Annotated in this window: 12 protein-coding genes; 2 read left to right on the top strand and 10 right to left on the bottom strand. The window is 71.0% G+C overall.

Annotated features, from left to right (window positions below; all coding sequences use genetic code 11):
* Positions 1-267 precede the first annotated feature (267 nt).
* Positions 268-1089, bottom strand: a complete 822-nt coding sequence (locus FRADC12_RS31910) for a glycine betaine ABC transporter substrate-binding protein (RefSeq protein WP_052710608.1) — start codon at positions 1087-1089, stop codon at positions 268-270.
* A gap of 1 nt (position 1090) precedes the next feature.
* Between FRADC12_RS31910 and FRADC12_RS31905 the strand changes: the two genes are divergently transcribed.
* Complete coding sequence (locus FRADC12_RS31905) at positions 1091-1249, top strand: hypothetical protein (protein WP_198152746.1); 159 nt, start codon at positions 1091-1093, stop codon at positions 1247-1249.
* A 51-nt stretch (positions 1250-1300) separates the two neighbouring features.
* Here the strand turns inward: FRADC12_RS31905 and FRADC12_RS00740 are convergent, their stop codons facing one another.
* The 4 genes from FRADC12_RS00740 to FRADC12_RS00725 are packed head-to-tail and all read right to left on the bottom strand — an operon-like array spanning position 1301 to position 4582.
* Positions 1301-2089, bottom strand: a complete 789-nt coding sequence (locus FRADC12_RS00740; RefSeq protein ID WP_045875168.1) for an ABC transporter permease — start codon at positions 2087-2089, stop codon at positions 1301-1303.
* Positions 2068-2766, bottom strand: coding sequence for an ABC transporter permease (locus FRADC12_RS00735; protein WP_232303515.1), 699 nt, complete (start codon positions 2764-2766; stop codon positions 2068-2070). The genes FRADC12_RS00740 and FRADC12_RS00735 overlap by 22 nt, the downstream gene beginning before the upstream one ends.
* The gene (locus tag FRADC12_RS00730; RefSeq protein WP_045875167.1) at positions 2763-3863 is read right to left on the bottom strand and encodes an ABC transporter ATP-binding protein; all 1101 of its coding nucleotides are present in this window, start codon (positions 3861-3863) and stop codon (positions 2763-2765) included. The genes FRADC12_RS00735 and FRADC12_RS00730 overlap by 4 nt, the downstream gene beginning before the upstream one ends.
* Positions 3860-4582, bottom strand: coding sequence for an IclR family transcriptional regulator (locus tag FRADC12_RS00725; RefSeq protein WP_052710607.1), 723 nt, complete (start codon positions 4580-4582; stop codon positions 3860-3862). The genes FRADC12_RS00730 and FRADC12_RS00725 overlap by 4 nt, the downstream gene beginning before the upstream one ends.
* Positions 4583-4752: 170 nt before the next feature.
* Here FRADC12_RS00725 and FRADC12_RS00720 point away from each other — a divergent pair, with 170 nt between their 5' ends.
* The gene (locus FRADC12_RS00720; RefSeq protein WP_045875166.1) at positions 4753-6195 is read left to right on the top strand and encodes an aromatic amino acid lyase; all 1443 of its coding nucleotides are present in this window, start codon (positions 4753-4755) and stop codon (positions 6193-6195) included.
* Here FRADC12_RS00720 and hutI read toward each other — a convergent pair.
* The 5 genes from hutI to hutH all read right to left on the bottom strand — a co-directional run bounded on the left by hutI (position 6173) and on the right by hutH (position 13102).
* The gene (gene hutI / locus FRADC12_RS00715; protein ID WP_045875165.1) at positions 6173-7342 is read right to left on the bottom strand and encodes an imidazolonepropionase; all 1170 of its coding nucleotides are present in this window, start codon (positions 7340-7342) and stop codon (positions 6173-6175) included. The genes FRADC12_RS00720 and hutI overlap by 23 nt on opposite strands.
* Complete coding sequence (locus tag FRADC12_RS00710; RefSeq protein WP_045875164.1) at positions 7339-8652, bottom strand: formimidoylglutamate deiminase; 1314 nt, start codon at positions 8650-8652, stop codon at positions 7339-7341. The genes hutI and FRADC12_RS00710 overlap by 4 nt, the downstream gene beginning before the upstream one ends.
* A 10-nt stretch (positions 8653-8662) precedes the next feature.
* Positions 8663-9841, bottom strand: coding sequence for an allantoate amidohydrolase (locus FRADC12_RS00705; protein WP_198152745.1), 1179 nt, complete (start codon positions 9839-9841; stop codon positions 8663-8665).
* Positions 9838-11496, bottom strand: coding sequence for a urocanate hydratase (hutU, locus tag FRADC12_RS00700; RefSeq protein ID WP_045875163.1), 1659 nt, complete (start codon positions 11494-11496; stop codon positions 9838-9840). Before hutU ends, FRADC12_RS00705 begins: the two co-directional genes overlap by 4 nt.
* 67 nt (positions 11497-11563) lie before the next feature.
* Positions 11564-13102 (bottom strand): histidine ammonia-lyase, encoded by a 1539-nt coding sequence (gene hutH / locus FRADC12_RS00695; RefSeq protein WP_045875162.1) that lies wholly within the window; start codon positions 13100-13102, stop codon positions 11564-11566.
* Between the last annotated feature and the right edge of the window lie 69 nt (positions 13103-13171).

Here is a 13171-nt window from a genome sequence, read left to right as displayed (position 1 = left end):
TGCTTGATGGGCTGTCAGGTCACCTTGCCGAGTCTGGGCGCGGCGTTGGTCGCGATGGCCGGGGCACCGGACGGGTTCAGCGGCGTGAGGACGAGTTGGCGGTCCGCGTGCGGCCACGACGCGGGCTCCCGCCGGGTCCAGGTACGGAAGGCGCCGCACGCCGCGGTCGGGGCGGGCTTGCTGGACCGCGGACGAGGGCAACCACCGTCCAGGACCGGCCTAACCAGAGCAGTCGGTCCTGGACGGGCTGGAGCGCGGCCGCGTGGTTCAGTTAGCCGGCTTGGCCAGGTCTGCGATGGAGACGAGGTGGTACTTGTCCGCCGTCGCCTTGGTGACGACGATGGCGTCGCTGTCCTGTGCGGTCGCCTGGTTGAGCTCGATCAGGTTGGCGGGCAGGGCTTTTGCCAGCGCGGCGTACACGTCGGTGGGGCTGGTGGCCGTGGCCGTCGGTTCGATGAACTGCAGGATCGAGCCGGTGTACTCGGCGAACAGGTCGAGCGAGCCGTCCTTGAGCGCCGCGTAGTACTTCTCCCGGCTGCCGATGTCCAGCGTGGTCTTGATCGACGCGCCCTGCGCCTTGAGACCTTCCGCGTAGATCTCGGCGAGGATAACGTTCTCCGGGAAGTTGGCGGAGCCGATGGTCAGGCTGACGCCTGCGGCCGCGGTGCCGGTGGCGGCGAGGCCGTTGTCGGACAGCCATTGCTTGGCTACCACATCCGGGTCCTGCTTGTCGGTCTGCACCTTGGTCAGCAGCGCCGAGAGCCCGGACGTCGTGAGCTTGGCCTGGATCTTGTTGAGAGTCGTCCTGACACCGTCCGTGGCCTTGTCCTTGTTGATGACCGGCACGATGTTCTGGGCCGCGAAGTTGCTCTTCGGGTCGGTGAGGATCACGAAGTTGTTGGCCGCGATGGAGGGGTCAGTGGTGAACAGGTCGGCCGCGTCGACCTGCCCGTTCTTCAGAGCCGTCACGGTGACCGGGCCACCCGTGTCGGTAACGGTGAACTTGCCGAAGGTGACGCCATAGTTCTTCGCCAGGCCGGGCACGCCGTCGACCCGGGTCTTGAACTCCGGCGGGCCGCCGAGGATCAACTTGCTCGCGATGGTCGTGCTGCTCCCGGCGGACGAGCCGCTTCCGGAGCTCGACGACCCGCTCGACCCGCAGGCCGCCAGGCCGACGGCGGCGACGGCGGCGACGGCGGCCGTGGCCGTGGCCGACCTGAGCAACTTCCGTTTCATCTTTTCTCCCTGAGGGGCGTTGGCGTACGAATCGTTCTGATCCGGTAAGGGGTTCGGCAGGAGATCAGGCGCTGGACAGCTCCGACCCCGCCAGGACGGCCGGCTGGGCTTCCGACGCTGCGGCCGGCCTCCCGCGGGCGAACCGTCCGGTGATTCCTCGCGAGACCGCATAACGTTGGACTGTCGCGAAAATGAGATCTGTGGTCAGCGCGAGAGCGGCCACCAGCACGCCTCCGCCGATCATCTGCGGATAGTCCTGCTGCGCAAGGCCGTCGTAGATGAATCGCCCGAGACCGCCGAGAGGAATGTAGGAGGCGATGGTCGCCGTCGCGATCACCTGAAGGGTCGCCGACCGGAGTCCCGAGAAGACAAGAGGGAGGCTGCACGGCAGCTCGACCTGGAAGAGAACCTGTGGACCGGTCATGCCCATGCCCGCCGCGGCGTCGCGCACCGCCGGGGCGACGTGGTCGATCCCGGCGTAGGCGTTCGACAGGATCGGTGGTATGGCGAGCAGTACCAGCACGATCTCGGTGGGAATCAGGTACCCGACGTCCGTACGGCCGTGGAAGTGCGGAGCGATGATCACGGTCAGCAGAACCAGCACGCCCACCGTGGGAAGGGCGCGGATCGCGTTGGCCGCCGAGACCAGCCACGTGCCGCGTCCGGTGTGGCCGATCAGCATGCCCACGGGAAGCGCGACCAGGACAGCGAAGGCGAGAGCGATCCCAGTGAACCGGATATGCGCTTCGAGCTGGGTGAGAATGCCGGTGTTCAGGTGGCTGTCTTGCCAGTTGTCGCCGTCGGTGAGCCAGTTGAAGACCCTTGTGATGATCATCGGGCTGCCCTCCGCCATGCAGTCAACGTCCGGTTCAGCAGGAGGATCAGGCCGTCGAGCACGAGGGCCAGAAGAACACAGAGCACGATCCCGAGGACGATCGGCGGATAGTACGGTGTGGGGGTGGAGAGCTGGAAACCGGTCGTGAACAGCTGCCCGAGATTCGACATTCCGATCGTCCCCGCGACGGCGACGATGCTGACGTTGGCCACGACCGCCACCCGCACGCCCGCCGTGATGACGGGTACGGCAATGGGGAGCTCCACCTTGAAGAAGCGACTCAGCTCCTTGTAGCCGACGGCGCTGGCGGCCTGCAGCGTCTCCTCGGGCACCGAGGCTAGCCCGTCGGCCACGACCCGCACCAGCAGGGCCACCGAGTAGACGGTCAGAGCGATCGGCACCTGGATCGGGTCGAGTGAGCTCAGGCCGAGGACCGGCGGGATCATCACGAACAGCGCGATCGAAGGGATCGTGTAGAGCAGGCCGGTGAACGAGATCAACGGCGGGTAGACGAACCTGTAACGGCGCGCGAGCCAGCCGAGTGGGAGCGCGATCGCGAGCCCGATCACGACCGGGAGCACCGAGAGCCACGTGTGCGACCACAGCCACCCGAGGTCCTGGTGGCGGTGGTCCATGAAATACCCGATGAAGTGCAGCGGGGAAGAGCTTGAGCTGGTGCCGGCCGCGGAGATCACGATGCCGTCGCCGTCCGGGCCTCGATGAGATCGAGGACTTCGCGTGCCGTGACGGAGCCGACCAGACGGCCACCGGCGTCGACGACGACACCGCGCCCCGACGGCGACGAGAGGCAGGCGTCGAGTGCCGCCCGCAGGGTTCCTCCCTGGGTGGCGAGGGTGCCTCCGCGGTAAAGCATCTCCTCGGTCACCGTCTCTTCCCCGGCGCGCACGTGTTCGAGGCTGAGCCAGCCGTGCGGTGTGCCCGCGGCGTCGACCGCGAGGATCCAGGCGCCGTCATCGGAGCCGGCGGGCACGGGGCCGCCTAGCGTGACGGTCTGCTCGGCGTGGGTCGAGAGCGTTCCGGCGCCGGCAAAGGCGAGCGCGCGATAGCCCCGGTCCCGCCCCACGAATCCCGCCACAAAGGCATCGACGGGGCGGCTCAACAACTCTTGCGGCGGAGCGAGCTGCGCGAGCCGCCCGCCGACCCGGAGGACCGCGACCTGGTCGCCCAGTTTGACCGCTTCGTCGATGTCATGAGTGACGAACACGATGGTCTTGCCGAGGTCTCCCTGCAACCGGAGGAACTCGTCTTGCAACTGCTCGCGCACGACGGGGTCGACCGCGGAGAACGGCTCGTCCATGAGCATGACCGGTGGGTCCGCCGCGAGGGCACGCGCCACCCCCACCCGCTGCTGCTGGCCGCCCGACAGCTGCGCGGGGTACCGCTTGGCGAAGTGTGCCGGCAGCCCTACCCGTTCGATGAGCTCCATGGCACGGGTTCGCGCCTGTTTCTTGTTGTGCCCGAGCAGCAACGGCACCGCGGCGACATTGTCGACGATCGTGCGATGCGGAAAGAGCCCGGCGTGCTGGATGACGTAGCCGATCTGGCGGCGCAGCTCGTGCGTGGGCATGCCGGCCGTATCGAGGTCGTCCATCCAGATCGAGCCGGAGGTCGGCTCGATCATCCGGTTGATCATTCGCAGGCTCGTGGTCTTCCCGCAGCCGGACGGTCCGACGAACACCGTGATCTGCCCAGAGGGCGCTACCAGGCTCAGGTCATCGACGGCGACAGTCCCGTCGGGGTAGTGCTTCGATACCGCGTCAAATCTGATCATGTCCCTGTTTCCTGTTCCGCCTTCGGTAGGGGGTTAGGTGTTCCAAGCTGGGCGCTCAGTATTTGTGCCTCGTCGGCAACGATTCGCCCGTAGTCGTGCATCGTGTCGTCGTCGATGCGGTAACTCGGGCCGAGGACGCTGAACGCCCCCGCTATCCCTCCCGAGTACCGGAGGGGTGCCGCGATGGCGGTGACGTCGGGCTCGTTGCGGTCGCGCTCGGCGACGTAGCCCGACGGCGGGACGTCGTCCGTCAGCGCACGCCCCACCGCGAGCCCGGCCAGCGGCACCGTGCGGCCGATCCAGCTCGTGTGCCGCACAGCGTGGGTGCCCTCCACCATCGCGATGTAGATGGCGCTGTCGCGTGGCGCGCGCATGGAAAGGTAGGCCGACTCGCCCGTGGCGGCCACAATGCGGTGTAGCGCGGGCGTGGCGATTCGCACCAAGGTGTTACGCCCAATAGCCATCGCACCCAGCTGGATCAGCCGCGGGCCGGCTCCGAAGCTTCCCTCGCCGTTGCGCGATACGAAGCCGGCACGCTCGAGCGTGCGCAGCAGCCGCAGCGCGGTGCTAGCTGGTAGGCCGGCCCGCCGGGCGCACTCTGACAGGGAGAGTGACTCCTGTTCGCACACCTCGGAGAGCAGGAGCAAGGCGCGATCCACCGTGCGAGTCGACGCGCTGCCTGTGGCGATGCCGAGCTCCTCTTCAGCGTCGAGCGGCATGAAGCCTCACGCCCTCCCACCTGAAGCCCCCGACTCCTGCCATCTGGTGGAAGGAGCATGCCATTGGACGATAAGATGCCATACAGGGCACTGATGCCCAAGGGGTCGCCCGAGAGTTTTCGCGACTGAAACAGGATGATCTGTCGCCGCGGCGGCTCAGGAGCAATGCCATGATCGAGATCGACGGCAGCAGTCTCAGGATCGACGACATCGTTGCGGTCGCGCGCCGGCGCACGCCGGTGCGCGTGGGAGAGGAAGCACGCGACCGCGTTCGGCGATCCCAGGTGTTCGCGAACGCCGCCGCGTCCGAGAGACCGATCTACGGGCGTACGACCGGGGTCGGAGCCAACCGCATGTTGACAGTCGCGGACCCCGAGTCCGGGGCCCGGGGACTGATCCTCAGCCACGCCACGTCGGGCGGTCTGCTGCGCTCGGCCGAGCGGGTCAGGGCGATGCTGGTGGTGCGGTTGAACCAGCTGGCCGCGGATGGCAACGGTGCGTCGCCGGATCTCCTCGACGCCCTGGCCGACCTGCTCCAGCTGGATGCGCTGCCACCGGTCCGAGAGCTGGGAAGCATCGGTACGGGGGATCTCTCCGCGCTCGCCGTCACCGCCCTGGCCATCAGCGGGCAGATGAGGACCACGAATCCGATCCGCCGTCCGGTCGTCGTCGGCGGCGGGGACGCCCTCCCGTTCCTGTCCAGCAACGCGGCCACGCTCGCCGATGCCGCGCTCGCGCTGGCCGACCTGCGCGCGCTGGCGGAGGCGACTCATGTCGTCGCGGCACTGACCTTCGTCGGCGTGACCGGGAACATCGAGGCATTCGCTCCCGCGGTAGAGGTGGTCACGCCCTTCCATGGGGCGCGGCAGGTCTGTGTCCGCATGCGTGAGCTCGTCGCGGACGCCCAGGCGGGGGGGCGGATCCAGGACCCGTTCGGGCTGCGCAGCCTGCCCCAGGTGCATGGCGTCCTGCTGGACAGCCTCGCCGCGCTCGCGGACGTGGTCACCCGGATGGTCAACACCGGCTCGGAGAACCCGGTCGTCTCGGCCACCCATGGCATCGCTCACCACGGCGGCTTCCACGCCTCCTACCTGGCTCAGGCATTGGACGCCGCGGTCCTCGCGACGGCGCAGTCGGCGCAGCTTTCGCTCGCCCGGCTCACCATGCTGGCCGAGCCGGGCTATACCGGCCTCGCGCCGTTCCTCGGCGACGGCACCCCGCCGGCGTCGGGGATCATGGTTGTCAAGTATGTGGTCGCCTCGGCGCTGGCGGAGATAAGGGCCCTCGCCAGCCCGGCCAGCCTGCAGTCGGTCACGCTGTCTCGCGGGGTGGAGGAGGACGCGAGCTTCGCTTCCCTGGCCGCGTCCCAGGCCGCGCAGGCAGCGATCCGGCTGCGCACCGTGCTCGCCGGAGAGCTGGTCGCGGCCGTCCGATGCCTCCGGCTGCGGGCCCGGCCGGCTGCCGCCGAGGCCACGTTGCCGGCAGGCCTGCAGGCCGCCTGGGCGGCGGTGGCGGAGCTGCCTGGCGGCACCGGGGACCGTGATCTCACCGCCGACCTCGAGCTCGCCGAACAGCTGCTGCGCCGACTGGCTAGGACCGACCGGAAAGAGTGAGTGCGCGGGCGAGCGGGACGCCGGGACGGTAGGCCAGGTGCAGGTAGCTGGGGGCGTCCAGCACCGTGAGGTCGGCGTTGCGTCCGGGCGCGAGGACGCCGACATCGTCACGCCCCAAGGCCTGTGCCCCGCCCACGGTGGCCGCGGACAGCGCTTCGGCCGGGGTCATGAACATCTCCCGGACGGCCAGCGCGATCACCAGCGGCATTGAGGACGTGTAGCAGCTGCCGGGGTTGCAGTCGGTGGCGAGCGCCACGGTCACGCCGGCGTCCAGCAGCCGCCGGGCGTCGGGGTAAGGCGAGCGGGTGGAGAACTCGACGCCGGGGAGCAGCGTGGCCACAGTGGTCCCGCCGGCCAGCGCGTCGACGTCCGCGTCGGTCAGGTGCGTGCAGTGGTCGACGCTCGCGCACCCCAGCTCGACAGCCAGCCGAACCCCCGGCCCGGCTGAGAGCTGGTTGCCGTGGACCCGCAGGCCGAGTCCAGCCCCCCTGCCCGCCAGCAGGATCACGCGTGCCTCGTCGCCGTCGAACGCGGCCGGGCTGGCCGGCTCGCAGAAGACGTCGATCCATCGCGCGTAGGGGGCGCAGGCTGTGAGCATCTCGCCGCACACCAGCCGCACGTAGTCCGCCCGGTCGATCCCCGGTGGCACCACGTGCGCCCCCAGGAACGTGGTCTCGGGGGTGACCTCCCGTGCCAGCCGCAGCGCCCGGGCCTCCTCGGTGGTGGTGAGGCCGTAGCCGCTCTTGATCTCGACCGTCGTGGTTCCCTGCGCGCGCATCTCCGCGATCCGCGCGGTGAGCGAGGTCCGCAGCCGCTCGTCGGTCGCCGTGCGGGTGGCCGCCACGGTGGTGGCTATGCCGCCACCGTCGTAGCGGGTTCCGGCCATCCGGGCGGCGAACTCGCCCGCCCTGTCACCGTCGAACACGAGGTGCGCGTGGGAGTCCACGAAGCCGGGGATTACCGCGCGCCCACCGACGTCCACGCGATGGTCCGCCGCCGGGGCGTCCGCCTCGCGGCCCACCCAGTGGACCTGGCGCTCGCTTACCACGACGGCGGCGTCCGTCAGGATGCCGAGGGGGGACCCGTCCCCGACCGAGGAGTCGTTGGTGACCAGCTCACCGATCCCACCGACGAGGATGCTGCTCATCGTCCATGCTCCCACACAGCTGAGATCGCCGCCGCGAGCAGCCGGCCGATGTCGCCGAGGACGTGCTGTCCGCCGGCCACCACGGTCCGGCCGTCCACCACGACGGTGTCGACGTCCGCGGCGGTCGCGGCCATCAGGATCTGCTCGGCCGCCACCCCGGCGGTACGCGGGGTGTCGAGCCGCACGGCCACGAGATCGGCCCGGCCACCCACCTCGAGCCGGCCGGCATCCCAGCCGATGGCCGCATGGCCGGTGAGGAAGCCCAGCAGCTGGTCCTGCCCGAAATGGCCACGCCGCAGCGAGGTCAGCCGCTCGTGCTCCTCCACCCCGCGGATCTCACCGAACAGGTCGATAAAGGTGTTCTGGTCGCTGCCCACACTGAGCGGCGCACCCGCGGCGCGCAGCGCCCCGCCCGGCCCGATGCCGTCGGCGAGGTCGCGCTCGGTGCCAGGGCACAGGCAGACCGTGGTCCCGGAGCGGCCCAGGAGGTCGACGTCGGCGGAGGTCAGGTGGGTGGAGTGGACCGCCGTGGTGGTGGGCCCGAGCACGCCGGCCTCCGCGAGCAGGGCGGTCGGCGTGCATCCGTAGAGCCGGGCGCAGGCCTTGTTCTCGGCGGGCTGCTCGGACAGGTGGATGTGCAACGGCCGCCCCCGCGCCTGCGCGACCACGGTCGGCAGGGCCTCCCGAGGCGCTGCCCGCACCGAGTGCGCCGCGACTCCCACCCGCATCCGCTCCGACTCGCGGAGCAGCTCGACCCGCTCCGCCCAGGCGCCGACGGTGCCGTCACCGAACCGCAGCTGCGGCCCGGCCAGGGACGTGTGGCCGTCGCTCCCGATACCGCCAGCGAGGTAGCAGGTATCGAGGACCGTCAGCCGGATGCCGGCGTCGGTGGCGGCCTCGCGAAGGGCTTCCGCCATGGCGTTCGGGTCGGCGTAGGGAGTGCCGTCGCGGCCGTGATGCAGGTAGTGGAACTCGCCGACCGACGTGATTCCGGCCAGCGCCATCTCGGCGTAGGTGGCGCGGGCGAGGGCCAGGTAGCTGTCCGGGTCCAGCCGCCCGGCGACGGCGTACATCGCCCGCCTCCAGCTCCAGAAGTCGCTGGGGCCGTCGTGGGTCCGCCCCCGAAGAGCGCGGTGAAAGGCGTGGCTGTGGCCGTTCGCGAAGCCGGGCAGCACGACGCCGGGCAGCCGGGCGGCGCCGCCCGGCTCGGTGCCGGGCCGAATGCTGGTGAACCGGCCGTCGGCGGCCTCGAACAGGACGTTGCGCGCCGGGCCGGTGGACAGCACGGCGTCGTCGGCGAACCATCTCATCCCGCCCGCCTCAGCCGGCCACGTCCTCGAGGACCCGCGCCAGAGCGTCGACCCCCGCGAGGCAGTCGGCGGTCTCGGCATACTCGGCCGGGGAGTGGGAGACGCCGGTGGGGTTGCGCACGAACAACATCGCTGTGGGGATTCCCGCCTGGGCCAGGATTCCGGCGTCGTGACCGGCGCCGGTGCCCAACACAGGGGCGTCGCCGAGCAGTTTCGCCACCCGTCCGACCAGCGCGGCATCGAAATCCGTCGCGGCCGTGAAGGACTCCTCGACCGGATCGCGGCCCGCGGCTGTCGCGACGGCGTTGACGACGGAACGAACGTCGTGCTCCACCGGGCCGCGGGCGTCGAGCCACGCGGTGACCCGGGACGGGATCGCGTTGACCCCGTTCGGGATCACCCGCACCTTCCCGACGGTGGCCACGCACCCCACGATGCCGGCCGATGCCCGCGCGGCCGTGACGACGTGTGCGAGGTCGAGCATCGGGTCCCGACGGTCGGCGAGCCGGGTAGTGCCGGCGTGGTTGGCCTCACCCTCCAGATCCAGGCGCCACCGGCCATGCGGCCAGATGGACGAGCCCACCGCCACCGGGCGGCCGAGACCGGCGAGGCCGCGGCCCTGCTCGACATGCAGCTCGACGAACATCCCGATGCGCCGCAGCGTTTCCGGGTCCGGTCCGACGTGGCGCGGGTCGTGGCCGCCGCGAGCCATCGCCTCGGCCAGCGTGATGCCGTCGCCGTCGCGCAACGCGCGGGCCCGGTCGGCGGGAAGGGCTCCGGTGATGAGGCGCGAGCCGGCGCAGGCGATCCCGAACCGGGCGCCTTCCTCGTCGGAGAAGCAGACGATACCCAGCGGTACCGCCGGTCGGAAATCGCTGGCCCGCAGCTGGTCCACGGCGGCGAAGGCGGATACCACGCCGAGCGGCCCGTCGAACGCGCCGCCGTCGGGCACAGAGTCGAGATGGGAACCGACGACGACCCCCGGGGTCCCGGCGTCGGGGTTTCCCCACCAGGCCCACACGTTGCCGGCGCGGTCGGTGACGACGTCGAGACCGCGGGACGTGGCCTCTCCGGTGAACCAGTGCCGCAGCGTGCTGTCCTCGGACGTCCAGGCGAACCTCCGGTACCCGCCGGTGGCGGCCGCGCGACCGACCGGTCCGAGGTCACCCCACATGGCCTCGAAGGTCACTCGCCCTCCCGCATGGGTATCCGCACGCCGGCGGCGCGGGCGACGTCGTCGGCTCTGCCGTAACCGGCGTCGGCGTGGCGGAGGATGCCCGTCCCGGGGTCGTTGGTCAGGACCCGCTCGAGCTTCTGCCGGGCCAGCTCCGTGCCATCGGCCACCGAGACCTGGCCGGCGTGCAGGGACCGGCCGATGCCGACCCCGCCGCCGTGGTGGATCGAGACCCAGCTGGCTCCCGACGAGGTGTTCACCAGCGCGTTGAGCAGCGGCCAGTCGGCGATGGCGTCCGAGCCGTCGAGCATCGACTCGGTCTCGCGGTACGGGGAGGCGACCGAGCCGGTGTCGAGGTGGTCGCGGCCGATCACGATGGGGGCCGTGAGCTCGCCGGAGGCCACCATCTCGTTGAACCTCGCCCCGGCGCGATCGCGCTCGCCGTAGCCGAGCCAGCAGATGCGGGCCGGGAGTCCCTGGAAGGCGATGCGCTCCCGCGCTCCCCGCATCCATCGCTGGAGCCGGTCGTCGTCGGGGAAGAGCTTCAGGACGGCCTCGTCGGTGGCGTGGATGTCGGCCGGGTCGCCGGACAGCGCCACCCAGCGGAACGGTCCCTTGCCCTCGCAGAACAGCGGCCGGATGTAGGCGGGCACGAAGCCGGGGAACTCGAAGGCCCGCGAGTACCCGCCGAGGCGGGCCTCGTCCCGGATCGAGTTGCCGTAGTCGAACACCTCCGCGCCCGCGTCGGCGAACTCGACCATCGCCTGCACGTGCTTGGCCATGGAGGCGCGGGCCCGGTCGGTGAACTCCTCGGGCTTGCGCTCGGCGAGGTCGTGCCAGTCCTCGACGGCGACGCCCTCGGGGAGGTAGGCGAGCGGGTCGTGCGCGCTGGTCTGGTCGGTGACGATGTCGACGGCGACCCCGTGGCGCAGCAGTTCCGGGAAGACCTCGGCGCAGTTGCCGGTGACCCCTACGGACAACGCCCGGCGGTCCGCCTTCGCCCGCAGGACAGTGGCGATGGCGGTGTCGAGGTCCGGCGCGACCTCGTCGAGGTAACGGTGCTCCGCCCGGCGCTGGAGCCGCGAGCGGTCGACGTCGACGATGAGGCAGACCCCGCCGTTGAGGGTGACCGCCAGCGGCTGCGCGCCGCCCATCCCGCCGCAGCCACCGGTGAGGGTGAGCGTCCCGGCGAGGGTCCCGCCGAACCGCTTGTCGGCCACGGCGGCAAACGTCTCGTAGGTGCCCTGCAGGATGCCCTGGGTCCCGATGTACATCCAGGATCCCGCCGTCATCTGCCCGTACATGGTGAGCCCCAGCGCCTCCAACCGCCGGAACTCCGGCCAGGTGGACCAGTCGCCCACGAGGTTGGAGTTGGCGATCAGCACTCGCGGGGCCCACTCGTGGGTCCGCAGCACGCCCACCGGCTTGCCCGACTGGACGAGCATCGTCTCGTCCTCGCGCAGCGTCGTCAGCGTCCGGATCATGGCGTCGAAGGCGTCCCAGCTTCGCGCGGCCCTTCCGGTGCCGCCATAGACGACGAGATCGTCGGGTCGCTCCGCGACCTCGGGGTCGAGGTTGTTCTGCAGCATCCGCAGGGGCGCCTCGGTCTGCCAGGACCGGGCGGTCAGCGTGGTGCCGCGGGGGGACCGCACGGGGCGGGGGCCTGACATCGGGGGCTCCTCTGGGTGACGGGCCGGACGGCGGGGGTCAGCGGACGAGGCTCAGGTGAGACGAGGTTCAGATGAGCGGGCCGCAGGCGGCATCGGCCGCGGTCAGGGCACTTCCGGACGCCACCAGCCCCACGACAGCCTCGATCTCGGGAGACAGGTAGCGGTCCGGTCCAGGCCCTCCGACGACGGTCCGCACGAGGCCGCGGACAGCCCCGGTTCCGGCGGCGGGAGCCAGCGGGGCGCGCAGATCGAGCGCCCGAGCGGCCGTCAGGATCTCGATGGCGACCACTCGGGTCAGGCCGTCGAGTGAACGGCGCAGCTTGCGCGCGGCCGACCACCCCATCGAGACGTGGTCCTCCTGCAGAGCACTCGAGGGGATCGAGTCGACCGAGGCCGGCGTGGCCAGTCGCCTCAGCTCGCAGACGATGCCGGCCTGGGTGTACTGGGCGATCATCAGTCCGGAGTCGACGCCGGGATCGTCGGCAAGGAACGCCGGAAGGCCCTGGCTGCGATGCACATCGAGCAGGCGATCGGTCCTGCGCTCGGACATCGACGCGACATCTGCGGTGACGATGGCGAGGAAGTCCAGGACGTAGGCCACGGGCGCTCCGTGGAAGTTCCCGTTGCTCTTCAGGCGGCCGTCAGGCGTGAGCACGGGGTTGTCGACGGCGCTGGCGAGCTCGCGGGAGGCGACGAGGCGCGCGTGGGTCACGGTGTCCCGGGCCGCGCCGTGCACCTGCGGAGTGCACCGCAGCGAGTAGGCGTCCTGAACCTGGGCGCAGTCCGGGCTCCGGTGGCTGGCCATGATCGGCGACCCGGACAACAGGGCGCGGAGGTTCTCGGCGCTCGCCGCCTGCCCCGGGTGCGGTCGAAGCGCCTGCAGTTCGGGGACGAACGCGGCATCGGTCCCGAGCAGCGCCTCGATGCTCATCGCCGCGGAGATGTCCGCGGCGCGCAGCAGGAGGGTGAGGTCGTGGCAGGCCAGGGCCAACATGCCGAGCATCCCGTCGGTGCCGTTGATGAGGGCGAGGCCCTCCTTCTCCCGCAGCACCAATGGCTCGATCCCGGTTGCCGCGAGCGCGGCGGCGGCGGGGACCAGCGCACCGCCGGCGTCGCGAACCTCGCCCTCGCCGACCGCCGCCAGAGCGCAGTGCGCGAGCGGTGCGAGGTCCCCGGAGCAGCCGAGCGAGCCGTACTCGCGGACGACGGGCGTGATGCCGGCGTTGAGGAGGTCCGCGTAGGTCCGCGCCACCGACGGGCGGACGCCGGTCCGGCCCGTGGCCAGGGTGGACAGGCGCAGCAGCATCATCGCCCGGACGACCTCCCGCTCGACCTCGGGTCCCGAGCCTGCGGCGTGCGAGCGGACCAGGCTGCGTTGCAGCTGGGCTCGCGACCCCACCGGGATGGGCCGGGTCGCCAGCGCGCCGAAGCCGGTGGAGACGCCATAGTGGGGTTCGGCATCGGCGGCCAGGGCATCGATCACCGCGCGGCCCGCGGCGATCGCCTCGAGCGCCTCGGCCGAGAGCTGGACCCGGGCGTCGCCGCGGGCCACGGACACGACGTCGTCCTGGGTCAGCCCCGCCACTCCGACAGTTACGTCCTCCACACCACGAGTCCACCCGCTCCTGCCCCCAGGGCGCCATACCCGCGGAGCACAATGTGTCTGTGATCCCAG

This window comes from Pseudofrankia sp. DC12, assembly GCF_000966285.1.
Taxonomy (GTDB): domain Bacteria; phylum Actinomycetota; class Actinomycetes; order Frankiales; family Frankiaceae; genus Pseudofrankia.
The sequence above is the reverse complement of the archived record's forward strand: the minus strand, read 5'-3'. Positions and strand labels throughout refer to the sequence as shown.

What these genes read in the sequence shown, in the direction of transcription:
- FRADC12_RS00730 (WP_045875167.1), bottom strand. Translation starts at nt 3,863, where the DNA reads ATGATCAGATTTGACGCGGTATCGAAGCACTACCCCGACGGGACTGTC.
- FRADC12_RS00710 (WP_045875164.1), bottom strand. Translation starts at nt 8,652, where the DNA reads ATGAGATGGTTCGCCGACGACGCCGTGCTGTCCACCGGCCCGGCGCGC.
- FRADC12_RS00720 (WP_045875166.1), top strand. Translation starts at nt 4,753, where the DNA reads ATGATCGAGATCGACGGCAGCAGTCTCAGGATCGACGACATCGTTGCG.
- hutI (WP_045875165.1), bottom strand. Translation starts at nt 7,342, where the DNA reads ATGAGCAGCATCCTCGTCGGTGGGATCGGTGAGCTGGTCACCAACGAC.
- hutU (WP_045875163.1), bottom strand. Translation starts at nt 11,496, where the DNA reads ATGTCAGGCCCCCGCCCCGTGCGGTCCCCCCGCGGCACCACGCTGACC.
- FRADC12_RS00725 (WP_052710607.1), bottom strand. Translation starts at nt 4,582, where the DNA reads ATGCCGCTCGACGCTGAAGAGGAGCTCGGCATCGCCACAGGCAGCGCG.
- FRADC12_RS00740 (WP_045875168.1), bottom strand. Translation starts at nt 2,089, where the DNA reads ATGGCGGAGGGCAGCCCGATGATCATCACAAGGGTCTTCAACTGGCTC.